Raw genomic sequence first — 25,899 nt, 5'->3', positions numbered from 1 at the left:
ACGTGCGTCGCTTGCGAATACCGCCGCGTATACAACGGCTGTATTCGTGGGCAGAACGGTAAACGGGAAGTATTGCGCCGGAATGACTCTCGGTGAATGTCCGATTTCGTATGTTGCCGGGACGTGAAACTATCCTCACCGCACCGGGATCGGAGTCGATCGATTCCGGAGTCTGCGCTGGTGAGAGGGGGTGGAAGGGGCCGGATCGGGGGTCCGTCCCCCGCGGTCACTGAATCACGTAGGGCGAGATGGAGCTTCGGTGCTCGCTGATGTCGAGGGATTTGCCGAGCGGCGGGAAGGCGCGCTGCGGGCAGTTGGAGCGCTCGCACACCCGGCAACCCGCGCCGATCGGAGTCGCCTTGGGCTCGTTGAGATCCAGGCCGTCGGCGTAGACCACGCGGCCGGCGTGCCGCAGTTCGCAGCCCAGGCCGATGGCGAAGATCTTGGACGGTTCGCCGTAGCGGGTGGCGCGGCGTTCCACGGTGCGCGCGATCCACAGGTACTTGCGGCCGTCGGGCATCTGCGCGATCTGGGTCATGATCTTGGCCGGGTAGGCGAAGGTCTCGTACACGTTCCACAGCGGGCAGGTGCCGCCGCTGGAGGAGAAATGAAAACCGGTGGCGGACTGCCGTTTCGACATATTGCCGGCCCGGTCCACGCGCACGAACGAGAACGGCACCCCGCGCAGGTTCGGTCGTTGCAGCGTGGACAGCCGATGGCAGATGGTCTCGTAACTCTGCGCGAAGAACGCCGACAGCCGCTCGATGTCGTAGCGGAAGGTCTCGGCGACTTCGTGAAAATGCGTGTACGGCAATACCGTCGCGGCGGCGAAGTAGTTCGCCAGCCCGAGTTTGGCCAGCACCCGCGATTCCGGCGAGGAGAAATTGCCCTCCGCCACCAGCTTCTCGATCAGCTCGCCGCATTCCAGATAGGCCAGCTCGGCGGCCAGTTTGAAGACCCGCTGCCCGCCCGAGAGATGCGGCGCGATCTCCAGCCGCATCTGGTCCGGATCGAATCGGTGCAGCAGGCCGTCGCCCAGATCGATGCGCTCCACGATCTGCACCCCGTGCGTCGCGGTCAGCCGCCGCGGAATCTCCCGCTTCAAATCCCCGCCGTGGAATCGCATGCGATTCGCGAGTTCCTCGGCCGCGGTATCCAATTCGTGAATGTAATTCTGCCGCTGATAGAAGTAGTCCCGAACCTCTTCGTGCGGTTTGGAGATAGCCCCCGACCCGCTGCCGTCCGCGAACCGGTCCTCGGTGGCCGCCGCCAGCTGCGCCGTCGTATTCCGGTACCGCCGGTGCATGTTCACCATCGCCCGCGCCAGCCCCGGATGCGCCGACACCATCTCGGCGATCTCCTGGGCGTCGGCCTCGATCCCGAGTTCCTGGTCCATCACGACCTCTTGCAACTCGGCGATCAATCGCGTGTCGTCCTGCGACGAGAAGAATCCCGCGTCGACCCCGAACACTTCGCTGATGCGCAGCAACACCGGTACGGTGAGCGGGCGCACGTCGTGCTCGATCTGATTCAGATAACTGGCCGAGATCTCCAGCTTCTTGGCCAGCGAGACCTGGCTCAGCCCGCGTTCGGTACGCAGCTGACGCAGCCGCGCCCCGACAAAAGTCTTGGCCATTCGCCCAGTTTATGGGCCCTTTCGCAACCATGCCAACGAAAAATTAGCAGCGCTTGCTGAGGCTTGCGTCACAGGTCGCGCCCGGCGGCCGCCGCGGCCGCCGCCGTGATGCCGTGGGTTTTGTCGGTCCGCGGGGTTACCGTCGTAGGCGTGCTCTTGTCGGATGTGGTGCGAGCGTCGCAGGCCGTGCGTGAGACTTCCGCGCGGAAGAACAAGATCAAGGTTTTCGCGGAGTTGCTCAGGGAGGCCGCGCCCGCGGAATTGGCGCAGGTGGTGGCCTGGATATCCGGGGAACTACCGCAGGGGCGGATCGGTACGGGGTGGCGCACGCTGACCACCATGGAGGTCGAGCCGGCCGCCGAACCGGGGTTGACGGTGGGCGCGGTGGACGCGGTGTTCGGCGAGCTCGCGGGGGTGAGCGGGAAGGGGTCGGCCGAGCGGCGGCGCGAGTTGCTGGGCGGGTTGCTCGGCGCGGCGACGAAAGACGAACACGACTTTCTGCTGCGGTTGCTGACGGGAGAGATGCGACAGGGGGCGCTCACCGCGATCGTGGCCGAAGCGGTGGCGGCGGCGTTCGACGTGCCGATCGAGGCGGTGCGGCGGGCGCACATGTTGTCGGGACGCCTGCCCGTGACGGCGATGGCCGCGCGAACCGGCGGCGTGGCGGCGCTCGGGGAGTTCCGGTTGGAGCTGGGGCGGCCGATTCAGCCGATGCTCGCCTCGCCGGGCGGGGCGCTGGATGAGGTGATGGCCGAATTCGGCGGGGAGGTGACCGTCGAGCACAAGATGGACGGGGCGCGTATCCAGGTCCACCGGGACGGGGATCGGGTGTGGGTTTTCACGCGGACGCTGCGTGACATCACGTCCGGTGTGCCCGAATTGGTGGAATTGGTAAGGCAATTGGAGTGCACGAGTCTGGTGCTGGACGGGGAGACTCTCGCCCTGGACGATTCCGGGCGGCCGCGGCCGTTCCAGGAGACCATGAGCCGCTTCGCGGCGGACCCGGCGCTGGTCGAGACGGTGGCGGCGGCGAGTTCGACCCGGGACTTGCTACTACACCCGTACTTCTTCGACTGCCTGCACCTGGACGGGGTGGATCTGCTGGACGCGCCGCTGCGGGAACGGCGGGTGGCGCTCACCAGGGTGGCCGGATCGCACAGCATTCCGGCGCTCATCGCGCCCGATCCCGAGATCGCGGCCGAATACTTCGACGGCGCACTGGCTTCCGGGCACGAGGGCATCATGATCAAGTCGCTGGACGCGCCCTATGCGGCCGGGCGGCGCGGACGAGCCTGGCAGAAGATCAAACCCACTCACACCCTGGATCTGGTGGTGCTCGGCGCGGAATGGGGTTACGGGCGGCGCACCGGATACCTGTCCAATCTGCACCTGGGCGCGCGCGATCCCGAGGGCGGCGAGCCGGTGATGGTCGGCAAGACCTTCAAGGGCCTGACCGACGCGCTGCTGCATTGGCAGACAGTGGAATTCCCGCGGCACGAAATCCGCCAGGACGGCAATACCGTCTACCTGCGCCCGGAACTGGTGGTGGAGATCGCCATCGACGGAGTGCAGGTCAGCCCGCGTTATCCGGGCGGAGTGGCGCTGCGCTTCGCGCGCGTGGTGCGCTACCGGCCGGACAAGGAAGCGGCGCAGGCCGACACCATCGACCGGGTGCGCGAACTGCTACCGGGCGGCGCCGCAATACAACTCGAAGCCGACGCTGTGCACAGCTAGCTCGAGACTCACAGCAGACTCACAGCTGAGCGGACGCACTCCTCGAGAATTACCGGGCAGTATTCAAGTGTCGATGCATCGGACCCAGCGGTCGTCAGGTGACGGTGCTCGGGTACTGCCCCGCCTCCACACGCGGATTCAACCCGGGCGCCGAGTCGCAGGGCCGGTAAGTCGGCGGTGGATTGCGCATGATCCACCTGTGCTGTCGACGGCACGCCCCGCCCCCTCGCCGGGCGTGCCGCCGACCCTTTCACATTCGATCCCGCCGCGCGGTCGTTCCGGCCCGATCAGTATTCGTATTCGCGGTTCCCGGTGAGATTCGGCAGCCGCCGCCGGCCGGTGGCCAGATCCCCGGCCAGATGTTCGTACGCCACCGCCAATTCGGTGAGCCGTTGCGCCGCATCGTGCACCGCGTCGTCCGGCGCGCTTGCCAGCGTGAGGTAGGCCAGCGCCGAGAATTGCGCGAGCCGATCCACCACCGTGCCCACGGTCTCGGTGTGCAGGTGCGCGTCCCGGTCGGCGCGCGGCAGCTCCGCCGCCACCCAGCGATCGATGTCCAGGACCAGCCGGGCGCGATCGTGGTCGATGCGGCCGGTCGCGCCGCTCACCGCCGTCAACCGCCGCTCGTGCAGGTCCGCGAGTAGCCCCGCGCAGCGCAGCAGCGGATGATCGTCGGGGGGCAGGCCGCGGCAAGCCTGCAGCAGCAGGTGTTTCGGTGGGAGCGGGTGCACGGCGGCCATCCTGCTACGCCAATGTCTCCGAATGGCAACGGTATTCGGAGTCACCGGACCAACTGGGGCTTGCATCCGGTGCGCTGCCGTGCAGAGTGGTACTGGTGATCCTCACCGTGACCATGAACCCGGCCTACGACATGACCTATCGGGTCGAGCATTTCGAGCGCGGCCGGGCGCATCGGGTGCGGTCGGTGGATCAGCGGCTGGGCGGGCGCGGTATCAACGTCACCCGGGTGCTGAACCAGCTCGGGAAGTACGCGCGCGCCACCGGGTTCGCCGACCATTCCTTCGCCGCCGCGGCGGAGCTGGAGATGCCGGTGGATTTCGTGCACGCGCTGCCGTGGGTGCGGCGCACGGTGGTGATCAGCGAATCCGATGACGGGACGGCCACCGCGCTGTGGGAACCCGGGCCGCGGGTCAGTGAGCCGCACGCGGTCGACCAATTGCGGGTCCGGGTACGCGGCATGCTCTCGGCCATGAGCGGAATGGTGATATCCGGATCGCTGCCCGGCGGGGTGGGACCGGACATTCCGGCCGAATTGGCGCGCACCGCGATCGCCGCCGGGGTCCCGACCATTTGCGATCTCGACGGTCCCGCGCTGGAACTCGCGGCCCGCGTCCCCGGCATCGTGCTCACCCCCAATACCGAGGAACTGGAACGCCTCACCGGCCGCCCGGCCGAAACCGCCCCGGAAATCCTGGCGGCCGTGGAACCCCTCATCGCCGAGGGCGTCGCGGCCGTCATCGTCACCCGGGGCGGCGCGGGCATGCTCGCCGTGACCGCGACCCGCGCCTGGTCGGCGGCCTTGCCGGAACCCTTGGCGGGCAACCCCACCGGTGCCGGTGACGCCGCCGTGGCCGCCCTCATCGCCGCCCTCGCCGTCGAACCCGTCCCGGACTGGCCCGCGATTCTCGTCGATGCCGTCGCTACTTCCGCTGCCGCCGTGGTGATTCCGGTCGCGGGTGAGATCGACCGCGTCCTGCGCGACCGCCTCGCCCCGACCGTCCGGGTGCGTGAACTCGAATTGGTCGCCGCCCGGCTGCCCGGCGCGAGCTGAGCAGCGCGCTGCCGAATCCGCCCCACGTCGTCCACCCGGACGATGGCGCGCGCCAAGGGCGGCTGACATCGCTGGCACACCTGAGCCGATGCCCGAAATGACCGGTTTTTGATTGGCGGCGTGGTGGCATCGAACCGACCGTTCGCCCGCGTATGGTCGGGGAGATGTCGGAACTACAAATACCGCCCGATCAGGGGTCGGGCGTAGACGACAGTTTTCGGATGCCGCGCACGGTGCGCGCGGCACAGCTCGTCGCGGTGGGGCTGGCCCTGGTGGGCGTGGTGTGCACGGCGTCGTCGGGGTGGCTGCTGGGCACCGAGGCGGCGATCTGGACCGCGGTGCCGTTCGTGCCCGCGTGGTTGCTCGGGCTCGTCGCGCTGACCTTCAATTCGGTCGGGCAGTCCATTCGCATCGGTGCGATTCTGCTGGCCGCCATGAACATGTTGTGGACCGTCCCGTCCATCACCGACGGTCATCCGCCCGGGCCGCTGGGCCCGATCGTGTCGCTCATCGTGATCGTGCTGCTGTTCCGGGCCGAGGCGCGGGACTGGTTCGAACCCGACCCGTGGTGAGGTTCCGGTAACCGGATCGGGCGCGTGGACGTAACGACCGCGAAATCTCGTCTGCCGATTCGCAATCTGCGTGCAATTCCGGGCGCTTACCGTGACCCTATGAGTTCGGAAGTCGCCGAGGGTTCGGGCATTCACATCAGCGGTCTGAGCAAGACCTTCCGGTCCGGGCGGCGCACGGTGCAGGCATTGGACACGGTCGACCTGCACACGAAAGAGGGCGCGTTCCTGTCCCTGCTCGGTCCGTCCGGCTGCGGGAAGTCCACCATCCTGCGCATTCTCGCGGGCCTGGACACCCCGACCACGGGCACCGCCACCATCAACGGCGAGACCCCGGCCGAACTGCGGCGGCGGCACGAGTTCGGCATCGCCTTCCAGGATTCGGCGCTGCTGCCCTGGCGCAGTGTGGAATCCAATATCAAACTGCCCTTGCAGGTGGCGGGCCTGCCGGTGGATCCGAAGCTGATCGCCGACCTGATCGCCCTGGTCGGCCTGGAAGGCTTCGAGAAGGCCAAACCCGCACAGCTCTCCGGCGGTATGCGGCAACGGGTTTCGATCGCCCGCGCGCTGGTCGTCAAACCCAAGGTGCTGCTGCTCGACGAACCCTTCGGCGCCCTCGACGATATGACCCGCCAGCGCCTCAATCTCGAACTGCTGCGCATCTGGACCGAGAAGCCCGCCACCACCCTGATGGTCACGCACGGCATCGCCGAAGCCGTCTTCCTCTCCGACGTGGTGGCCGTGATGAGCCCGCGCCCCGGCCGGGTGGTGGAGCTGGTGGACATCGACCTGCCCCGCCCGCGCACCCCGGAAATGATGCGCACCACCGAATTCCACAAACTGCACGACTATCTCTCGGAGCTGCTCTTCGGCCGCACCGGGCAGGGCGGGGTGACGGCGGAATGAACCTGCGCGCGCAATTCTCGCTGCAACGACTAGGCGGTGTGGCCGGCATCCTGGCCCTGCTGGCGATCTGGCAGCTGGCGGCCGCGCTGCACGTCGCGGGCGGCACCATTCCCGGACCGTGGACGGTCGTGCACACCATGTACACCGACGGCTGGGCGCTCTACGGTCCCAACTTCCGCATCACGGCCTGGGGTGCGCTGCAAGGCTTTCTGTGGGGTAATGCCCTGGCCATCGCGCTGGCGCTGCTGGTGATCCTGATCCCGCCCATCGAAATGCTGGTCACCCAGCTGGCCATACTCAGCTACTGCACCCCGCTGCTGGCGCTCGGCCCGATCATCCTGGTGGTGTTCGGCGGCCGCATGCCCACGGTGTTCCTGGCCGCCATGTACTGCTTCTTCCCCACCATGGTCGGCGTGGTGTCTGGTCTGCGCTCCGCCGACGGCACCAGCCTCGACCTGATCCGCGCCTACGGGGGCGGGCGCTGGCAGCAGCTGCGCCGGGTCCAGGTGATCGCCGCGCTGCCGAACACCCTGGCCGCCTTGAAGATCGCCGCGCCCTCGGCGGTGCTGGGCGCGATCATCGGCGAATACCTCGGCGGCGTGGACAGCGGCATCGGCGTGGCCCTGACCGCCGCGCAGACCGCCTACAACGTCCCGCGCACCTGGGGCATGGCCCTGGCCGCCGCCGCGCTCGCCGGACTCGGCTACGCGGTGGTGGCGCTGGTGGCGCGGGTCGCGGTGCCGTGGACCCGAGCGGAGGCCTGAGCATGCGAACGCTCGACGTACTACGACCCATCGGCAAATTCCTGCTGCCGCTGGTGGTTTCACTCATCCTGCTGGTCGCGCTCTGGTACGGCTTCCTGCAGCTGTACCCGCAGGTCGGCCTGGTCGGCAAGACGCCCGGCGAGGTCTGGACCTACCTGGTGACCGGGCCGAACGCCGACGGCGCCCGCCGGGTCATCTTCGAGGAAATGCGAATCACCCTGCGCGACGCCACCGTCGGCTTCGCGGCCGGTATGGGCGGGGCGCTGGTGGTGGCCGCGCTGTTCGTCGGCGTACCCGCGCTCTCGGCGGCCTTCATGCCGGTGGCCACGCTGCTGCGCTCGGTGCCGCTGGTGGTGCTGACGCCGATCATCGTGCTGGTGTTCGGCCGCGGCACGCTCGGGGTGGCGGTGATGGCGGCCATCGTGGTGTTCTTCCCGGCGCTGGTCATGATCATGACCGGTTTGCAGACCGCGCCCCGGCAGGCCATGGAACTGGTCGCGGCCTACGGCGGTTCGCGCTGGACGGCGCTGCGCATGGTGGCGGTACCCGCCGCGCTGCCGTCGGTGTTCGCGGCCGCCCGCGTGTCGGTGCCCGGCGCGCTGATCGGTGCGCTGCTCGGCGAATGGCTGGGCAGCGGAACCGGATTGGGGGCGGGACTCATTCGCGCCATTCCGACTTTCCAATACAACCGATTGTGGGCGTCGATCGCACTGGTCACCGTGGTGTCGGTATTCGCCTACGCGGTGGTCGGCGTGCTGGAGAACCTGATTCTGGCCCGCTTCGCGCCCGAACGCGGCCGCGACCGGTGAACGAGTTAACGTGCCGCACACAAATGGGTCCGCGAAAGCAAAATATCTGAAACCCAAACCTCCTAGATTCGGCCCATGAGTCGTATGTCCCGGCCGCGCCCGGCCACGCAGTTTTCCATGGATCGCCGATCCTTCCTCCGCTACGCCGGGCTCACCGGCGCGGTGGTCGGCGGGGCCGGGGTGCTCGCCGCCTGCGGCAAGGACTCCACCGGATCGAACAATGGCACCACCCAGGACGGTTCCAAATACGGGACGGTGGCCGTCCAGCTGTCCTGGCTCAAGAACATCGAATTCGCGGGCGAATACTTCGCCGACGCCAAGGGCTATTACAAGGAAGCCGGATTCGGGTCGGTGAACCTGATCGCCGGCGGCGCGGCCAGCACCTCGGTGGAGGCGGGGCTCGGCACCGGCAAGATCTGGGCCGGGCTGTCCGCGCCGCAGACCACCGCGCCGGCGCTGCTGGAAGGGTTGAAGGCCAAGATCGTCGGCACCACGTATCAGAAGAATCCGTTCTGCATCGTGAGTTCGGCGGCCAAGCCGATCGCCACGCCGCAGGATATGAAGGGCCGCAAGATCGGGGTGCAGGACACCAATCAGCTCATCTTCAACGCCCTGCTCACCGCCAACAATATGACGCCGAACGACGTCACCATCGTGCCCGCGCAGTACGATCCGACGCCGCTGGCCAACGGTGAGGTGGACGGGTGGGTCAGCTATGTGACCAACGAGCCGATCACGTTGAGCGCCAAGGGATTCGCCAATACCAATTTCCTGTTCGCCGATTACGGGCTGCCCCTGGTGGCGGAGACGCTGACGGTGAGCCAGCAGACCATCGACAACGAGCGGGACAAGCTGAAGGCGTTCCTGGTGGCCGAGATCAAGGGCTGGCGGGACGCGGTGGCGAATCCGGCCGAGTCGGCGCGGCTGGCCGTCGAGGTGTACGGCAAGGACCAGCGGCTGGATCTGGCGGAGCAGACCAAGGAGGCGACGGCGCAGAACAGCCTGGTGACGTCGCCGGAGACGGTCTACAACGGCCTGTTCACCATGTCCGACGAATTGATCACCGGCAATATTCGCGCGCTGGCCAAGGCCAAGATCGATATCAAGGCCGAGCAGCTGTTCGACCTGTCGGTGCTCAAAGAGGTGTTCGCCGAGCATCCGGAGCTGAAAAAGCCTGTGGCGTAATACTTGTCGTCGTCGCTCTCGTCCGGTTCAGCGGACGAGGGTGGGGCGGCGCAGGCCGGGATCGGTACCGGCCGAACCGGAGTGCCCGGTCGCGCCGTTGCGCACCGCCACCAGTTCCGCCGCGATGGCGAGCGCGGTCTCGGCGGGCGTGCGCGCGCCCAGCTCCAGACCGGCGGGGGAGTGCAGGCGGGCCAGGGTGGCGGCGTCGAAGCCGCCGGCCTGCAGGGCTTCCAGTCGATGCGTATGCGCTGAGCCCGAGCCGAAGGCGGCCAGGTAACCCAGCTCGGGTAGTCGGAGCGCGACCGTGAGTAGCGGTATCTCGAATTTGGCGTCGTGCGAGAGCACCACCAGTGAAGTGTCGGAACCGATTTCGCCGCGGGCGGCGACGGTGTTCAGGTAGCGGTGCGGCCAGTCGACGACCACTTCGCAGCCCGGGTACGCGTCGGGATTGGCGAAGGTGGGGCGGGCGTCGACAATGGTCACCCGGTAGCCGAGCAGCAGCAGTTGGGTGGACAGCGCGGCGGCGAAAGCGTTGGCGCCCACCAGGATCACGCGCGGCGGGCGGGTGAAGGAGGCCACGAACACATCCGAATCCGGCAGCGACACCAGTTCGGTGGCGTGTTTGCGATCGGTCACCAGATGCTGCCCGATCACCTCCGGGTCGGAATGCCACACCACCGTGAACACGGTGACCTGCCGTTGCGCCGCGATATCCGCCGCTACGTTCGGGAATTCCGGAAAGTGCCGCCGGGAGAACGGTTCCGCGAACACGTCCAGCATGCCGCCGCAGTCCATGCCCGCGTCGAGCCCGCTGCCCGGGCCGAACCGCTGCAATCCGCGCCGCCCGGTCCGCGCCGCCTCCGCCGCCGCTTCGTAGGCCGCCGCTTCGGCGCAGCCCGCGGACACCGATCCGAAGGCCCGTCCGTCGGCGTCCACCACCATGGACGCGCCGATCGGCACCGGCGCCGCCCCCTGCGTCCGCACCAGCGTGGCCAATCCGGCGGTCCGCCCACTGTGCCAAATCCGCAAAAGGTCGTCGACGATTTCCCGCATCACCAGCTCCAGATCATCGTGCGCCGCTGCGTGGATAGTCCTGATCCATCCCCGTCGCAAGGTCGTCGCACGTGACGCACACCATATCCGCTCGTTCCCGCAAATAACTACCGGCCCCCGAATTTCCCTGAGCCGCAGCCGAAACCCCCGCCCAATGCTCCCGCCCCAGCACCACCGGATGCCCCGGCACCGCCCCGAAAACCGCCCGCGCCAGCCCACTCGCCGACCCCCGCGCCGCCGCGATCACCCGCGCGACCACATCGGCCCCCACATCGGGCGTATCCACCGGCATGATCGCCACGAACTCCGCAACGCCGCCACCTGTGGCCGCGGTTGACGCGGCGGAATCGCTCGTATCGGGCAATGCGGAGCCTGCGGGCCCGGAAGTTTCAGTGGGGGTATTCCCGCTGGCAGTATTCCGCGGTGCAGTGTTCCCCGCCTTGGTAATCCGCGTCGCAATCGACTGGTTCGGCCCGCTGACGGCTGTTGTCGTCGGTGTTGCCGCCCTGCTGGGTGCGTCGGTTGCCGTTGCCGCCGCGTCGGCGTTCGCGACGGCGGCGAGGCCGGCGCGCATGGAAGCGCTGAGGCCGGTTGCCCAGTCGGCGGCCCAGACCGGGTGCGCGCCGTCCGGCAGTGCGATGCGGGGCGTTCGTGACACCAGCCACCGCGAGGGGTGGTTCGGGTCGGCGTCGAGGTCTGCCGGGTCGTCGGATTCCGGTTGTGCGGGGCCGGTTGCGCCGAGTACCACGAACACTCGCTCGCAGCCGCCGTCGCGCAGGGCACGGACCGCCGACTCCACCCACGCGCCGTTTTCGGCCAGCACTTTCGGCATGCCGTAGCGGGTGCCTGCACCCGCCGCGAGCACGATGCCGTCGCAGCGTAGGGGGGTCATGCGGGCAGGGTAACTCCGTACCGATCAGTTCGCTTCCTGAACGTGCGGGCGCTGTGCGGACTCACAGCCGGACGCGACACGGCGGCGCGCTCGGACGGGCCGACTGGCGGCGGCGGTTGGCCTGGCCGATGCTGGAGGGGATGACGGATAACGGAATCGGGCCGGCGCGATTCGACGCGCTGCCGGAACCCGAGGCAATCGAGTTGTTGCTGGCATGCTGCGCGTCGCCGGAATGGGCGCGGGCGGTGGCGGCGAAAAGACCGTACGGCTCGGCCGGGGCTTTGTTCGCCGCCGCCGACGCGGCGCTGGCCGGGGTGAGCGAGGCGGAGATCGATCTGGCCATGGCCGGGCATCCGCGCATCGGCGATCGGCCGGACAATGCGAACTCGGCCCGGGAACAGGCCGGGATGGCCGACGCCGGCGACGCGGTACGGGCGGCCATCGCGGCCGGGAACCGGGAGTACGAGGCGAAGTTCGGGCACGTCTATCTGGTGTGCGCCACCGGGCTGTCTCCGGAGCGGCTGCTCGCCATTCTCACCGAGCGGCTCGGGAACGACCCGGCCGAGGAAAGGCGGATCGTGCGAACGGAATTGGCGAAGATCAACCGGATTCGGCTGGGGCGCCTGATCGGCGGGCAGGCATGAGCTCGCTGAGCACGCATGTGCTGGACGCGGTCCGGGGCGCACCGGCCGCCGGGGTGACGGTGCGCCTGTCCGACGCGAGCGGGGCGGAACTCGCCGGTGGGAAGACCGACGCGGACGGCCGGATCGGCGCGCTCGGCGCGGAACTGCCGCCCGGGGTGTATCGGCTGGTCTTCGCTACCGGGGACTATTTCGCGGCGCAGGGCGTGGACGCCTTCTATCCGGAGGTGAGCATCGCCTTCACGGTGGGCGGGGAACGGCACTATCACGTCCCGCTGTTGCTGTCGCCCTTCGCGTATTCCACCTATCGAGGGAGCTGACCCGTGGACGACATGACCCTGGTGATCGAAGGCTGCGCGGTGGCGACGGTGGATCCGGCGGGCACCGAGTATCGGGACGGGCATGTCGTCGTGCGGGGGAATCGGATCGCCGCCGTGGGCCCGGGGCGGGCGCCGGAAGCCCAGGGCGGCAACCGGATCGACGGGAGCGGCTGCCTGCTGACCCCCGGCCTGGTGAACACGCACCATCACCTGTATCAGTGGGTGACGCGTGGATTGGCCGCCGACGCAACGCTTTTCGAATGGCTGACCACGCTGTACCCGATCTGGGCGGGCATCGACGCCGACGCCACCCGGGTGGCGGCCACCGGTGCGCTCGCTTCCCTGGCTCGTACCGGATGCACCACGACCACCGACCATCACTACCTGTTCCCCCGTGACGCCGGCGATCTGCTGGGAGCCACCATCGAGGCCGCGACGCAGGTCGGACTGCGGTTCCACCCCACCCGCGGATCCATGGACCTGGGGCAGAGCGCCGGTGGGCTGCCGCCGGATTCGGTGGTGGAGACGCTGGACGACATTCTGGCCGCCAGCCAGGACGCCGTATCGCGCTGGCACGACCCGTCTTTCGATTCCATGCTCCGGATCGGGCTGGCGCCCTGCTCGCCGTTCTCGGTATCGCCCGAACTGTTGCGGGAATCCGCCACGTTGGCGCGTGAACTGGGGGTCCGGTTGCACACCCATGCCGCCGAGACCCTGGACGAACACGACTACTGTCTGCGCACCCACGGGTGCACGCCCGCCGCATACCTGGAAAAGCTCGGCTGGGTCGGCCCCGATGTCTGGTACGCGCACGGCATCCATCTCGACGACGACGCCATCGCCACCCTCGCGCGCACGGGAACCGGCGTGGCGCACTGCCCGACCTCCAATGCCCGCATCGGCTGCGGCGTCGCCCGCACCGCGGATCTGCTGGCCGCGGGGGTGCCGGTGGGGCTGGGCGTGGACGGCGCGGCCAGCAATGAATCCAGTTCTCTCATCGAAGAGCCGCGCAACGCACTGCTTTTCGCCCGGCAGCGCGGCGGTCCGAGTTCACTGACCGTGCGGACCGCGCTGGAGCTGGCGACCATCGGCGGGGCGCGCACGCTGGGGCGGGAAGCCGAGATCGGTTCGCTGGAGCCGGGCAAACTCGCTGATTTGGCGTTGTGGCGGCTGGACGGGCCCGCCCACGCGGGAATCGAGGATCCGATCACCGCCTTGATTCTGGGCGCCGCGCCACCGCTGGCGGCGCTGGTGGTGAACGGCCGGATCGTGGTGCGGGACGGGGAGATTCGGACCATCGACGAGGTAGCTGCGGGCCGGGATGTGGCGCGGGCGCAGGCCGCGCTGGTCGCCAAGGCCGGCTGAACTATCGCTCGTCCAGCGCGCGCAACTCTTCCCGCACCCGTTCGGCCACCTTGACCCCCATGGCCTCGTACAACGCCAGCGCGCGGCACAGGAAATCGCGGGCGCGGGCGCGATGCTGGACGCCGACCAGCAGGGCGAGCAGCGCCAGGGCGCGCCAGGCGTCGGCTTCGCCGTGCGGATCGCCATTGCGGCGGGCCACGTCGAGGGATTCCGAATAGAAGCCCTGCGCGGAATCCAGTTCCTTCAGATCGCGCTCGATGTGCCCCATGCCGCGCAAGGCGTCCGCTTGCAGGAGGCTGTCCTTGATGCGCTGGCCGATCTCCAGTGCCTCCTCGAATTGCTCACGCGCCGTGCCGAATTCGCCCATGCTGCGGTGAATGTCGCCGATGCCCCACAGCGACCAGCCGCGACTGTAGTTGTCGCCGATGGCGATCGCGATATCCAGCGCGGCGTCGTAGTAGATCCGCGCGGTATCCGGATTGCGGCCCATGCGTTCCAGATGCCCGAGCCCGCGCAGCGCGTCACCCTCGAATTTCGGATTCTCCAGCTGCCGGGCGATGGCGAGCACATCGGCATAGGCGTCGCGGGCGCGCGGATAGTCGCCGATATGCCGGGTCACCTCGGCGTACCCCCACAGCGCCGAGGCCGTGCGCAGCGCGTCCGCGGTCTCCGAGGCGATGGCGTGCGCCTCCTTGAAACACCGGGACGCGATGTCGTAATCGCAGGCCAGCCGGTGCACCGTGCCCAGCCCGTACAGCACATCGCACTGCTCGATCCGGTCGCCGGTGCCCCGCGAGATGTCCAGCGCCCGCACGAACAGCCAGCGCGCGTCCGACCAATGCCCCAGCCCGGACAGGTGCGAGGCCAAAAGCCTTGCCAGTCGCCCGGTTTCGGCTCCGGAGCCGGCGGCGCGCACACAGCCGAGCAGCATCTCGCGTTCCCGGGTGAGCCAGGCCCTCGCCTGCCGCAGCGCGCCGTCGTCGGAGGCGGGCGGATTGGGGAAGGTGCCCGCGAGATCGAAAGGTCTTGGCGCGCCGACCGTTCCGGCGATGCGCAGGCTGTAGCGAATCAGGCGGCCGATGGCGGCGGCATGATCACCGGGCAGATCCTCCAGCGCCGCCTGGGTGCGCGCGAACAGCCGCGTGACATCGTGGATGCGATAGCGCGGCCCGCGCGGCCCCGCCTCCGCCGGGTCCAGCAGCCCGACCTCGAAGATGCGCCGGATCAGCACGTTCGCGCTCGCCACCGACATATCGCCGATGGCCGCGAGGGTTTCGGCGCTGATCTCCGAGCCGGGGAACCAGCCCAGCAGCCGCACCGCCCGGCGCAGGTCCGCGTCCGGCAGGCGCTGATACGACAATTCGAATGCGGCGCGCAGGGTTTCGCCCTCGGCCGAGAAGCGCGCCAGGATATCGGCCGCCGGTGATTCCTCCGCCGCGGACGCCCGCCGCAACCGCTCGGACAGCTCCTGGAAGTCCTGATCGGCGGCCGCGAGCATATCCGGGCCGCCGTGTGCCAGCTGACCGGCGATCAAGCGCAGCGCCAGCGGCAGCCGGCCCGCCGTCTCCAGAATCCGCCGCACCGCCCCCACGTCGTAGTCCGGCGGCAGATGGCTGAGCGTGACCAGCAGTTCCTCCGCTTCGGCGCGGGGCATGGCGTCCAATTGCAGTGGGGGCGCCGCACCGGTCAAGCCGGTCAGCTTCCGGCGGCTGGTGATGAGCACGAAACACCCCGGCGCGTTCGGGATCAGATCGCGAATCTGCTTGCTCTCCAGCACATTGTCGAAAACGATCAGCATCCGCTTGTCGCGCATCTCCTCCTGCCAGCGCTCCGCCCGCCGCCCCGGATCGGGATCGATGGTCTCCGGATGCACGCCCCGGCGCAGCAGCAACTGCTCCAGCACCTCGGTCGGCGTGCGCGGCGCCCGCCCTTCGGAGTGTCCGCGCAGGTCCTCCCAGATCCACCCGTCCGGGTAGGCGGGCGCGAACTCCTCGACCAGCCGCCGCGCCAAGGCCGTCTTCCCGGTGCCCGCCAGCCCGTTGACCACCTGCACCACCGGCCGATTGGTGCGCAACTGCTCGCGCACCCGCTGCCCCAGCACCTCCAGCTCGCGCTGCCGTCCGACGAAAACCACAGTGGCAGCGGGCATTACCTGCCCGCGCGGTGATGCCGTGCACCGCTCCGCCACCGCATCCCGATAGGACCGGACCTCCCCGTTCGGCATCGCCCCCAGATCGACGGTGTCCACCAGCTGATCCCAGCTGGTGCGATAGATGGTCGCCAGATACCGCAGCACCTCCACCGTCGGCCGCGGCCGATTCCGCGCCGCCCCCCGCACCCCCGGCCAGCTCTCGTACTCCGATATCCGGCTGGCTTTCATTGGCGCACTGGGTTTCCCGGTCAGCCGATTGAACTCGTCGGCCACCTCCTGCTGCGTCAGCTCGTTCGCCAGCCGCCACGCCTTCCGCGGCCGGCACCCCCGCGCCCGCAACTCCGCAGCCAGCGGCTCCAGCACCTCGTTCTCTCGCAACCCCGTCCCCAGCAGAATCCGCCGCAACTCCTTACGCACCTCCGCCCCGTGCACCTCCGCATCCCCATTGGCTGCCACGCTGCGCCTCCCGAACCCGGCGGCCGCACGCAATCGGTCGCCCCCCGATGTGAATATTTCCTTGGTACCGCGCATGTTTCAGCAGGTCAAGCACCATTGGGTACGCCAAGGTATCGCATTCGCCGCTGGGATTCAGCCGGTGCCGGGAAATCGATTCAATGGAGTGACACGACCCGGAGCCCGCGGCGGGGACGGGCTCCGGGGGGACGCGAAGGGGTGAATCGATGGCTATAACGATCTCGGAATGGTTGATAACCAGTGACATAGCGTGCGAGGCGGGGTTTCGGGTGGATGTGCCGGAACCGGGGCGGGGGCGGTGGGTGTTGTCGTATGCGCCGACCGGGATGCGGTTCTCGCAGGAGCAGGCGCTGGCGGGGGTGGTGCTGGCGGAGCTGATCATGCTCGAATTGTTCGGGGCGGGTGGGGAATTCGACAGTGAGATGGCGGTGCTGCACGCGGGGGTGCTGGGCATTCCGCTCACGGACGTGATGTGTCTGCTGGCGTTGCGGTGCGCGGGCGGCGAGGACAGTCCGCAGGCGGCCGGCGTCGGGGAAGCGAGCGGGTGATGTTCGAGTTCTTCGATATCGGGCCGGTCGTGTTCGTGGTGCCGTATCGGCGGGTCAGCGCGGCGTGGTTCTTCGGGCTGCTCGCTGCGGTGCTGGGGTTCGCGGTGCTGGTGCTGCTGGTGGTGGTGACCAGTTGCGGCGGGGATCGCACCGCGGTGCCGGAGGAGCGCGGCGTCTCGCAGACCCGGGTGGCCGGGGAGTGCTACCCGTTCTGCGGGGTGGCGCCGACACCGCTGACTCCTTCGGAAGAGTAACGGGCTCGAAACAGGGGCGGGGATTTCCGCAATCTCCGCGCAATCCCGCGCTCCTAGGCTGGAAACATCCCATCTCTCGGGGGCCTGCGGTTTCGCCGCCGGGCCCGGGAGGTGCGGAACGCGGGTGAGAGCGGGTGATACGGATGGATCTGGATACGATCCGCGAAGTGGTGGTGGCCCGCGATCGGGCCGACCTGGGCACGGTCGGGGTGGGTACGGCGGTGCTGGCGGGCGGGACCTGGCTGTACTCGGAACCGCAGGACGGGCTGGAGCGCCTGGTCGATATCACGGGGCTGGGGTGGGCGCCGCTCACCATCGATGACGCCGGGCTGGAAATCGCGGCTACCTGCACGCTCGCCGAGCTGGCGGGTGGTGCGTATCCGGCGCGATGGTCCGGAGCCCAGCTGTTCGAGCAGGGGTGCTCGGCATTGGTCGCCTCCTACAAGATCCGCCGCACGGCCACGGTGGGCGGGAATGTGTGCCTGGCGCTGCCCGCCGGCGGGGTGCTCGCGGCGCTGGTGGCGCTCGGCGGCTCCGCACTGGTCTGGGGTCCGGGCGGGGATCGGCGAATTCCATTGTCCCGGTTCGTGATCGCGCCGGGACAGACGGCGTTGAGCGAGGGTGAAGTGGTGCGGTCGATTCGGGTGCCGGAGGCGAACCTGCGGGCCCGCACCGCCTTTCGCAAGATCGCGTTGAGTCCCACGGGGCGCTCCGGCGCGGTGGTGATGGGGCGGCACGACCTGGACGGCAGCTGTCAGCTCACCCTCAGCGCCGCCACCACGCGCCCGGTGGTGTTGTCCTTCCCGGCGCTGCCCGGCGATGGCGAACTGTCGGCAACCTTGGCTGGGCTGGATGCCGCGCTCTGGTACGACGATCCGCACGGTACTCCGGACTGGCGGCGGCACGTCACCGGTCTGCTCGCGGCGGCGGTCGTGGCCGAGCTGAACGGAGTCCGGTCGTGAAGTTCCAGGTCGACGGCGAGCCCGTCGAGACCGGTGCGCGCCCGGGGCAATGCCTGCGCACCCTGCTGCGGGAGAACGGGTTCACGGGGCCGAAGAAGGGCTGTGACGCGGGGGATTGCGGAGCCTGCACCGTGCTGGTGGACGGCGCGGCCGTGCACTCGTGCGTGTATCCGGCCCATCGTGCCGAGGGCCGCACGGTCACCACGGTCACCGGGCTGGGCACACCGGCCGCGCCCAGCCGGCTGCAACGCGAGTTCGTGCGCCGCGCCGGGTTCCAGTGCGGGTTCTGTACCGCCGGAATGCTGGTCACCGCAACCGATCTCGAGAACCAGGGTGCACTGGACACGGCCACCTTGCCGGAAACGCTGAAGGGAAACCTCTGCCGCTGCACCGGCTACCGGGCCATCGGCGAAGCGCTCAGCGGGGAACGGCGGGAATGCGGGGATGGTCCGGGTGCGCTCGCGGGCGCCCGAATCGTCACCGGCACAGAGCCGTTCACCATGGACGCGCCCGCCTTGGACTCGGACCGGCCGTCCGAGCAGCCACCCGGGAACCTACCCCCGGAACCGCCGCTGCACCTCGAGGTCTTGCGCAGCCCGCACGCCCACGCACGCATCATCTCCATCGATACCGCTGCGGCCGAGTCGATTCCGGGCGTACGCGCCGTACTCACCTACGCCGACGCCCCCGACGTCACCTTCTCCACCGCCCGCCACGAGATTCGCGAGGACGACCCGGACGACACGGTGGTACTCGATCGAGTGGTGCGTTTCATCGGGCAGCGAGTGGCGGCCGTGGTCGCCGATTCCCTCGCGGCCGCCCGCGCAGGCTGCCGCGCCCTGCGCGTCGAATACGAGCCGCTACCAGCGGTTTTCACGCCCGCCGAGGCCATCGCGGACACCGCGCCGCAACTGCACGCGGACAAGCCGGCGAGCGCGCGGATCGCCGGCACCGGGCACAATCTGGTCGCCGAGGTGCACGGCCGCGCCGGCGACGTGACCACCGGACTGCGCGCCGCGGCGGAAGTCGTGCACGGGGTGTGGGAAACCCAGCGCGTGCAGCACGTGCACCTGGAGACGCACGCGAGCATCGGCTGGCTGGATCCGGACGGCCGCCTGGTGCTGCGCACCAGCACCCAGGTCCCCTTCCTGGTCCGCGACGAGATCGCCCGCGTCTTCGGCCTGGACCGCGATCGCGTGCGGGTGTTCGCCGCCCGCGTCGGCGGCGGCTTCGGCGGCAAACAGGAGATGTTCACCGAGGACCTGGTGACGCTCGCGGTACTGCGCACCGGCAGACCGGTGCAGTACGAACTGACCAGATCCGATGAATTCCACACCACGGTGCGACACCCCATGCGGGTGGAGGTGACCGCCGGAGCCGATGCCGACGGCCGCCTGACCGCCCTGGCCGTGGACGTCCTGTCCGATGCGGGCGCGTACGGAAACCACAGTGCCGGAGTGCTTTTCCACGGCGTGAGCGAATCGGTGGCGCTGTACCGGTGCGCGCACAAGCGGGTCGACGGCCGCGCCGTCTACACCAACAATGTGCCGTCCGGGGCTTTCCGCGGGTACGGCCTCGGCCAGGTCATGTTCGGCATCGAATCCGCGCTGGACGAACTGGCCCGCCGAATCGGCCTGGACCCCTTCGAGTTCCGCCGCCGCAATGTGGTCCGGCCCGGTGACGATCTGGTCGGCGGGTTCTGTCATCCCGAACCGGACCTGACCATCACCAGTTACGGCCTGGATCAATGCCTGGACCTGGCCGAACGGGCGTTGCGCCGCGGCAACGGCGTCGCCGCGCCCGGCCCGGACTGGCGGATCGGCGAGGGCATGGCCGCCGCCATGATCGCCACCGTGCCGCCGCGCGGGCACCGCTCCACCGCGCACGCCGCCCGGCTGCCGGACGGCAACTACGAAATCCGGGTCGGCACCGCCGAATTCGGCAATGGCACCACCACCGTGCACGCGCAGATCGCCGCCGCCGTGCTCGGCGTCGAACTGGACCGGATCCGCGTCCGGCACGCGGACACCGACCTGACCGGCCACGACACCGGCGCGTTCGGCTCCACCGGCATCACCGTCGCGGGCCGCGCCACGCATGCGGCTTGCCTCGCCCTGCGCGAACAACTCGCGGCGGACGGCCCCGCGCACGCCACCGCCACCCACGACGGCACCCCGCGCACGGTCGCCTTCAACGTGCACGCCTTCCGCGTCGCCGTCCATCCGCCCACCGGCCGCATCCGCATCCTGCAATCGGTCCAGGCCGCCGACGCCGGAACGGTGCTCAATCCCGCCCAGTGCCGCGGGCAGGTCGAGGGCGGCGTGGCGCAGGCCATCGGCAGCGCGCTCTACGAGGAAGTCCGCGTCGAATCGGGAGAAGTCACCACGAAAACCCTGCGCCACTATCACATTCCACAATTCGCCGACCTACCCGAAACCGAGGTCTATTTCGCCGCGACCAGCGATCCGCTCGGCCCGCTGGGCGCGAAATCCATGAGCGAATCCCCGTACAACCCGGTCGCAGCCGCGCTGGCGAATGCGATTCGCGACGCCACCGGCGTTCGCCCGCAACGGCTTCCGATGACGGCCGACCGAATCTGGCGTGACCTGCGTGATTCCGCCGTATCCGAAAAAGAATTTGCGTGATCGGCCCGTGATGATACTGTCCGTCGCGGGGTGGGGACTCCGAGCTGGTTTCCATTTCACGACCAATTAACTTCTCGGAACAGGGGATTCACATGAGCAAGTTCGTCACGCGTCGTCGTACCGCCGGATTCGCCGGCCTGGTCGCCGCCGCGGCCGCCACGCTGAGCATTGTCGCGCCGTCCGCCTCCGCGCAGGGCCTGGAACTCACCGAGGCTCCGGTCGCCGCCGCCGAGGTCGTCACCGCCGATCCGGTATGCGCCGTGGTCTCGGACAATATCGACCTGTCCGGCATCTGCACCGATGTCCGTCGCGGCCACCGCCCCTCGCTGTCGGCGCACTGACACGCCGGTAATCACGTGTGAGCCCCGCACTCCGGTGCGGGGCTTCGTCGTGTCCGGCCGCCTCAGAACAGGGCGAGCGCGGCGCACAGTCCGGCGAGCGCGATGCCCTGCAGCCCCACCCGGATCCAGATGATGCTGTCCCACTTGTCCTGCAGCGCACGGGCGTTCGCGGGAATAACGCCCGACTGCGCGGCCGCCTTCTGCGCATTGTTGACCGGCTTGGCGACCCGTGCGTAGAGCGCCAGCCAGATGACCAGGGCGAGCAAGGCGATCCCGGCTCCGATGGCCGCGCCGGCCTGCCCGGCCAGAATCGCGAACAGCAGCGTCAGCGCGGTGGCCACGGTGCCGCCGGCCCCGAAGACGGGCATCCGCTTGTCGCCGTAGAAGTGTCCCCACCCGGCGCTGATGGTCACCGTGGCGTCGTCCAGCTTCTTGTAGACCGACCGCATGATGAGCCCCGCGCAGGCATCGGTGCCGTAGATGACGCCATTGCCGAGGACGGCGAGAGCGGCGGTGATCGTGCCGAGGGTGATGAGCATTTTCCTGACCTCTTCTGCGCTATCTAGCGTTGCTAGGAACTGAAGCAAAGATAGCAGCGCTAGAGCTCGATTGTCTAGCGCTGCTAGGAAAAACTTCCGCGCAGGTCTCTGATCAGCCGAAAAGGCTGCGCACGAACGGAACCGAGTCCACCAGCGACGCGTTCACCGCACCGCTGTGATCGGTCGGATAGGTGCGCACCGTGACCGGCTGCCCACCGGCCTGCAGCTTGGCGGCGAAGGCCAGCGTCGCCGGGGTGAGGACATCGGTGTCGAGCAGGCCCTGTCCCAGGAAAACCGGCCTGTCGTAACCGGATTCGGGCAGGCCCATGTACCGGGTCAGCAAGCCCGGCAGGTCGGCCAGCTGCGCCAGCGGCCGCGCGAACAGCTCACCCACGACCACGTTCGCCGCGGTGAGCTCCGTGCCGAACGACTCCAGGCAGGACGCGTTCGCCCGGTTCAGCCAGTCCCGCCCCGAATCCGTCAGGTACGAGTCGATATCCAGCTCGGGATAGGTGGTGCGCAGCCCGGCCAGGATGTACAGCACGTACCCGGAGGTGTGCGACGGCAGCCGCACCGGCGGCACCCCCGGCCCCAGCGGCAGCATGATGTCCTCGATATAGGCGGGCACGCCCGTCCCGACCGCACCCCGGTAATCCAGTTCCGGCCCGCCGAATTCGGTCGCGTAGCGCGCGGTGGTCACCGCCGCCCCGCCGCCCTGCGACTGCCCGATCACCGCCCACCGCTGCGACAGCGCCGGATAGTGCCGGGTAGCGGCCTTGACCGAGTCGACCACATTGTGGGCTTCGACCGTGCCGTTCAGGTACGGATGGTCGCCCGGCGTCCCGAGACCCGCGTAGTCCGCGGCAACGATCGCGTACCCCTGCCGCAGCCAGGTCGCCAGATAGGCCCAATCCCGGTCGCGCGCCGCGGGTCCCGCGATCGAGTACGCGCATTGGTCGCCGAGCCCGAGGGTGCCGTGCGCCCAGGCGAGCACCGGCCAGCCCCCGGCGGGCGCGTCGCCGGGCGGGAAGTAAACCGCGGCGCTCGCGGTTGTCTCCTGCTCGCGCGCCGTGGTCGTGGTGTAGAGGAAACGTTCGGAATCGACCGCGCCGGGCGGGGTGGCGACGGGCGCCAGGGGTGCGGTGGAGGTGACCGTCCCGACGTCGCCGGCCGGGTCCGCGAGGGCGGCCGGGCCCCCGCTGATCAGCGCCGCAGTGGTGGCGAGGGCGAGTGCCGCCGAGCCTGCCCATCGTGTCCGCATCGATATCTCCCGGGGTGTGGTGCCGCGACATCCAGCGCGAAGACTGCTGAAAGACTGGACGTTCGCTCAGAGTAGGCGTTGGCTATCGCTCGCCGGCGGAGTGGCCCTCCTCACCTCACCGCCGCCTGTTCCGCTTGTGAAGGTGCTCACACCACCGCGATGCCCGGCGTGTCGGTCGGCGGTGGTCGCGATCACGCAAACAGTACGCGCGTTATGCAAAACCGCATGTCAGAGCTACTGGCAAGTAGATTGCCCGGCTGCTATTAACAAGCAAATTTCGCAGGATTAGCAGAAGGCCTGTGAAAGCTAGCCGGGATTCACACTTGCAACAGGTAGACGCACATTTTTTCCTGTGCCATCGTGTGGAAGTACACCTCGCGGGCCTAGCAAGTCTGCAAATTGCCGCTCCAGCAGTGTCCGAATCATCGCGAGAGATTCAGGACCGGCGGGGCTACCGAGACCGAACGAAGAAGTGGAGTCAAAGATGTCGAACGTCGGCACCCCGAAGACCGCTGCGGAGCTCCAGCAGGACTGGGACACCAACCCGCGTTGGAAGGGCGTTACCCGTAACTACACGGCCGACCAGGTCGTGAAGCTGCAGGGCACCGTCGTCGAGGAGCACACCCTCGCCCGTCGTGGCGCCGAGATCCTCTGGGATCTCGTCAACAACGAGGACTACATCAACTCCCTGGGCGCCCTCACCGGCAACCAGGCCGTGCAGCAGGTCCGCGCCGGCCTGAAGGCCATCTACCTGTCCGGTTGGCAGGTCGCCGGTGACGCCAACCTGTCCGGCCACACCTACCCGGACCAGTCGCTGTACCCGGCCAACTCGGTTCCGGCCGTGGTGCGTCGCATCAACAACGCGCTGCTGCGCGCCGACGAGATCGCCAAGGTCGAGGGTGACACCTCGGTCGCCAACTGGCTGGCCCCGATCGTCGCCGACGCCGAGGCCGGCTTCGGTGGCGCGCTGAACGCCTACGAGCTGCAGAAGGCCATGATCGCCTCCGGCGCGGCCGGCGTGCACTGGGAGGACCAGCTGGCCTCCGAGAAGAAGTGCGGCCACCTGGGCGGCAAGGTGCTCATCCCCACCCAGCAGCACATCCGCACCCTGACCTCCGCGCGTCTCGCGGCCGACGTCGCCGGCGTGCCGTCGGTGATCATCGCCCGTACCGATGCCGAGGCCGCCACCCTCATCACCTCCGATGTGGACGAGCGCGACCGTGAGTTCCTGGACGGCACCCGCACCCCCGAGGGCTTCTTCGGTACCCGCAACGGCATCGACCCCTGCATCGCGCGCGCCAAGGCGTACGCCCCCTACGCCGACCTGATCTGGATGGAGACCGGCGTGCCGGACCTCGAGGTCGCGCGCAAGTTCGCCGAGGCCGTCCGCAGCGAGTTCCCGGACCAGCTGCTGGCCTACAACTGCTCGCCGTCCTTCAACTGGAAGGCGCACCTGGACGACGCCACCATCGCGAAGTTCCAGCGCGAGCTGGGCGCCATGGGCTTCAAGTTCCAGTTCATCACCCTGGCCGGCTTCCACTCGCTGAACTACGGCATGTTCGACCTGGCCTACGGCTACGCCCGCGAGGGCATGACCGCCTTCGTCGACCTGCAGGAGCGCGAGTTCAAGGCCGCCGCCGAGCGTGGCTTCACCGCCGTCAAGCACCAGCGTGAGGTCGGCGCCGGCTACTTCGACACCATCGCCACCACGGTTGACCCCAACACCTCCACCGCGGCGCTGAAGGGTTCCACCGAAGAGGGCCAGTTCCACTGAGCCACAACCGGTTCTGAGGACTAACCCCGGGCAGCAGTCGCATCACACCTTCCGCTGCCCAGGGCCTCGGATCCGCCGAGGGAGACGGCAAGCCTCCCTCGGCGGGTCCGCCCACCCTTCCCGTCGACAGCCCCGGCGGGGAGGGTTTTTTCCTATAGCTTCGAAATCAAGACCTTAAGAAGGCGCAGGGTCACAAGTCAGTCCGACGCCTTCACCCACGAGCCACGACGGCCAACAACCAGCAGGAGCGGGACGTGAGCACCGAAAAGATTCAGCGTGTCGGCATTATCGGCGCGGGACAGATGGGCGCGGGTATCGCAGAGGTCTGCGCCCGGGCGCATGTCGATGTCCTCGTTTTCGAGCAGACTCGTGAACTCGCCGCTGCCGGTCGCGCCCGCATTCTGCGGTCGCTGGACCGCGGGGTGTCCAGCGGCAAGATCACCGAGCGGGAGCGTGAGCAGACCGCCTGGCGGCTGCGGTTCACCTCGGACCTCGGCGATTTCGCCGATCGTCAGCTGGTCGTCGAGGCCGTCGTGGAGAACGAAGAGGTGAAGACCGCGATCTTCGCCGAGCTGGACAAGGTCGTCACCGATCCCAATGCGGTGCTGGCCTCCAACACCTCCTCCATCCCGATCATGAAGATCGCCGTGGCCACCAACAACCCCGAGCGGGTGGTGGGCATGCACTTCTTCAACCCGGTGCCGGTGCTGCCGCTGGTCGAGCTGGTCACCACGCTCAAGACCACCGAGACCGTCACCAAGCGCGCCGAGCAGTTCGCCGCCGACGTGCTCGGCAAGCAGGTCGTGCGTTCCGCCGACCGCTCCGGCTTCGTGGTCAACGCGCTGCTGGTGCCGTACCTGCTGTCGTCCATCCGCATGGTCGAATCCGGTTTCGCCACCAAGGAAGACGTCGACAAGGCCATGGTGCTGGGCTGTGCCCACCCGATGGGGCCCCTCGCCCTGACCGACCTGGTCGGGCTCGACACGGTGAAGTCCATCGCCGACTCCATGTACGAGGAGTTCAAGGAGCCGCTGTACTCCGCGCCTCCGCTGCTCATGCGCATGGTCGAAGCGGGACTGCTGGGCAAGAAGTCCGGAGCGGGCTTCTACCAGTACAACCGGGGCTAACCCGCCTCTCCGCGTACTCAGCGGGCGGCTGTGAGCCGTCGACGTCGGCAACCCGTGCCGGCGGTTGGGTGCCCAACCGATTTTGGACGTACCCGATGAGTTACCCGCCCCTCGCGAAATCAGTGGTCGCGTCGGGCGGGGTTCATCGGAGCCTCT

24 protein-coding genes are annotated in these 25,899 nt (G+C 68.7%); 17 read left to right on the top strand and 7 right to left on the bottom strand.

The window, feature by feature from the left end; translation table 11 throughout:
- Nucleotides 1–226: 226 nt before the first annotated feature.
- A complete protein-coding gene (gene ramB, locus LTV02_RS25080; protein ID WP_233034245.1) occupies nt 227–1,636 on the bottom strand; it encodes an acetate metabolism transcriptional regulator RamB in 1,410 nt (469 codons plus the stop codon).
- Nucleotides 1,637–1,786: 150 nt separating this feature from the next.
- On the opposite strand from ramB, the gene LTV02_RS25075 reads away from it, so the two are divergent.
- Complete coding sequence (locus LTV02_RS25075) at nt 1,787–3,370, top strand: ATP-dependent DNA ligase (protein ID WP_233034243.1); 1,584 nt, start codon at nt 1,787–1,789, stop codon at nt 3,368–3,370.
- Between the two features lie 287 nt (nt 3,371–3,657).
- Here LTV02_RS25075 and LTV02_RS25070 read toward each other — a convergent pair whose 3' ends face one another.
- A complete protein-coding gene (locus LTV02_RS25070) occupies nt 3,658–4,110 on the bottom strand; it encodes a DUF4254 domain-containing protein (protein ID WP_067716828.1) in 453 nt (150 codons plus the stop codon).
- 95 nt (nt 4,111–4,205) lie between these two features.
- Here LTV02_RS25070 and LTV02_RS25065 point away from each other — a divergent pair, with 95 nt between their 5' ends.
- The 6 genes from LTV02_RS25065 (at nt 4,206) to LTV02_RS25040 (ending at nt 9,395) form a co-directional block, all read left to right on the top strand.
- A complete protein-coding gene (locus LTV02_RS25065) occupies nt 4,206–5,162 on the top strand; it encodes a hexose kinase (RefSeq protein ID WP_233034241.1) in 957 nt (318 codons plus the stop codon).
- Nucleotides 5,163–5,383: 221 nt separating this feature from the next.
- Nucleotides 5,384–5,734: a hypothetical protein gene (locus tag LTV02_RS25060; RefSeq protein WP_233034238.1), complete on the top strand. Its 351-nt coding sequence runs from the start codon at nt 5,384–5,386 to the stop codon at nt 5,732–5,734.
- A 99-nt stretch (nt 5,735–5,833) separates the two neighbouring features.
- Nucleotides 5,834–6,637 carry an ABC transporter ATP-binding protein gene (locus LTV02_RS25055; RefSeq protein WP_067716822.1) on the top strand — a complete coding sequence of 268 codons (804 nt, stop codon included), beginning with the start codon at nt 5,834–5,836 and terminating at the stop codon, nt 6,635–6,637.
- Entirely contained in the window at nt 6,634–7,401 is a 768-nt protein-coding gene (locus tag LTV02_RS25050; protein ID WP_233034236.1) for an ABC transporter permease, read from the top strand. Before LTV02_RS25055 ends, LTV02_RS25050 begins: the two co-directional genes overlap by 4 nt.
- A 2-nt stretch (nt 7,402–7,403) precedes the next feature.
- The gene (locus tag LTV02_RS25045) at nt 7,404–8,210 is read left to right on the top strand and encodes an ABC transporter permease (protein WP_233034234.1); all 807 of its coding nucleotides are present in this window, start codon (nt 7,404–7,406) and stop codon (nt 8,208–8,210) included.
- Nucleotides 8,211–8,294: 84 nt separating this feature from the next.
- On the top strand, nt 8,295–9,395 hold the full coding sequence (locus LTV02_RS25040) for an ABC transporter substrate-binding protein (protein ID WP_408639420.1): 1,101 nt from the start codon (nt 8,295–8,297) through the stop codon (nt 9,393–9,395).
- Between the two features lie 27 nt (nt 9,396–9,422).
- Here LTV02_RS25040 and LTV02_RS25035 read toward each other — a convergent pair whose 3' ends face one another.
- Nucleotides 9,423–10,448 (bottom strand): XdhC family protein, encoded by a 1,026-nt coding sequence (locus tag LTV02_RS25035; protein WP_233034232.1) that lies wholly within the window; start codon nt 10,446–10,448, stop codon nt 9,423–9,425.
- A 13-nt stretch (nt 10,449–10,461) separates the two neighbouring features.
- Nucleotides 10,462–11,340 (bottom strand): nucleotidyltransferase family protein, encoded by an 879-nt coding sequence (locus LTV02_RS25030; RefSeq protein ID WP_233034231.1) that lies wholly within the window; start codon nt 11,338–11,340, stop codon nt 10,462–10,464.
- 140 nt (nt 11,341–11,480) lie between these two features.
- Here LTV02_RS25030 and uraD point away from each other — a divergent pair, with 140 nt between their 5' ends.
- From uraD to LTV02_RS25015, 3 genes are read left to right on the top strand one after another with little or no spacing between them, the layout of a single operon-like run.
- Nucleotides 11,481–11,984, top strand: coding sequence for a 2-oxo-4-hydroxy-4-carboxy-5-ureidoimidazoline decarboxylase (uraD, locus tag LTV02_RS25025; RefSeq protein ID WP_233034230.1), 504 nt, complete (start codon nt 11,481–11,483; stop codon nt 11,982–11,984).
- Nucleotides 11,981–12,301: a hydroxyisourate hydrolase gene (gene uraH / locus LTV02_RS25020; protein ID WP_067716807.1), complete on the top strand. Its 321-nt coding sequence runs from the start codon at nt 11,981–11,983 to the stop codon at nt 12,299–12,301. The genes uraD and uraH overlap by 4 nt, the downstream gene beginning before the upstream one ends.
- A 12-nt stretch (nt 12,302–12,313) precedes the next feature.
- A complete protein-coding gene (locus LTV02_RS25015) occupies nt 12,314–13,666 on the top strand; it encodes an 8-oxoguanine deaminase (RefSeq protein ID WP_233041700.1) in 1,353 nt (450 codons plus the stop codon).
- 1 nt (nt 13,667) lies between these two features.
- Here the strand turns inward: LTV02_RS25015 and LTV02_RS25010 are convergent, their stop codons facing one another.
- Entirely contained in the window at nt 13,668–16,274 is a 2,607-nt protein-coding gene (locus tag LTV02_RS25010) for a tetratricopeptide repeat protein (RefSeq protein WP_233034228.1), read from the bottom strand.
- Between the two features lie 224 nt (nt 16,275–16,498).
- Here LTV02_RS25010 and LTV02_RS25005 point away from each other — a divergent pair, with 224 nt between their 5' ends.
- The 5 genes from LTV02_RS25005 (at nt 16,499) to LTV02_RS24985 (ending at nt 21,042) form a co-directional block, all read left to right on the top strand.
- Entirely contained in the window at nt 16,499–16,840 is a 342-nt protein-coding gene (locus LTV02_RS25005) for a hypothetical protein (protein ID WP_157762431.1), read from the top strand.
- Nucleotides 16,840–17,094 (top strand): hypothetical protein, encoded by a 255-nt coding sequence (locus tag LTV02_RS25000; protein ID WP_233034226.1) that lies wholly within the window; start codon nt 16,840–16,842, stop codon nt 17,092–17,094. Before LTV02_RS25005 ends, LTV02_RS25000 begins: the two co-directional genes overlap by 1 nt.
- 143 nt (nt 17,095–17,237) lie before the next feature.
- Nucleotides 17,238–18,056, top strand: coding sequence for an FAD binding domain-containing protein (locus tag LTV02_RS24995; RefSeq protein WP_233034224.1), 819 nt, complete (start codon nt 17,238–17,240; stop codon nt 18,054–18,056).
- Nucleotides 18,053–20,701, top strand: a complete 2,649-nt coding sequence (locus tag LTV02_RS24990; RefSeq protein ID WP_233034222.1) for a molybdopterin-dependent oxidoreductase — start codon at nt 18,053–18,055, stop codon at nt 20,699–20,701. Before LTV02_RS24995 ends, LTV02_RS24990 begins: the two co-directional genes overlap by 4 nt.
- 92 nt (nt 20,702–20,793) lie before the next feature.
- Nucleotides 20,794–21,042: a hypothetical protein gene (locus tag LTV02_RS24985; protein WP_233034220.1), complete on the top strand. Its 249-nt coding sequence runs from the start codon at nt 20,794–20,796 to the stop codon at nt 21,040–21,042.
- A 62-nt stretch (nt 21,043–21,104) separates the two neighbouring features.
- On the opposite strand, the gene LTV02_RS24980 is transcribed toward LTV02_RS24985, so the two are convergent.
- Both LTV02_RS24980 and LTV02_RS24975 read right to left on the bottom strand, forming a co-directional pair.
- Nucleotides 21,105–21,581, bottom strand: coding sequence for a DUF1772 domain-containing protein (locus LTV02_RS24980; RefSeq protein ID WP_233034218.1), 477 nt, complete (start codon nt 21,579–21,581; stop codon nt 21,105–21,107).
- Between the two features lie 112 nt (nt 21,582–21,693).
- Nucleotides 21,694–22,842, bottom strand: a complete 1,149-nt coding sequence (locus LTV02_RS24975) for an alpha/beta hydrolase (protein ID WP_233034216.1) — start codon at nt 22,840–22,842, stop codon at nt 21,694–21,696.
- Between the two features lie 484 nt (nt 22,843–23,326).
- Between LTV02_RS24975 and aceA the strand changes: the two genes are divergently transcribed.
- Together aceA and LTV02_RS24965 are read left to right on the top strand one after the other, a co-directional pair.
- Entirely contained in the window at nt 23,327–24,616 is a 1,290-nt protein-coding gene (aceA, locus tag LTV02_RS24970; RefSeq protein WP_233034215.1) for an isocitrate lyase, read from the top strand.
- A 254-nt stretch (nt 24,617–24,870) separates the two neighbouring features.
- A complete protein-coding gene (locus LTV02_RS24965; protein ID WP_067716781.1) occupies nt 24,871–25,743 on the top strand; it encodes a 3-hydroxybutyryl-CoA dehydrogenase in 873 nt (290 codons plus the stop codon).
- Nucleotides 25,744–25,899: the final 156 nt, after the last annotated feature.

Source organism: Nocardia yamanashiensis (assembly GCF_021183565.1).
In the GTDB taxonomy this organism is placed as follows: Bacteria; Actinomycetota; Actinomycetes; order Mycobacteriales; family Mycobacteriaceae; genus Nocardia; species Nocardia yamanashiensis.
This window is presented reverse-complemented; position numbering and strand designations above follow the sequence as displayed.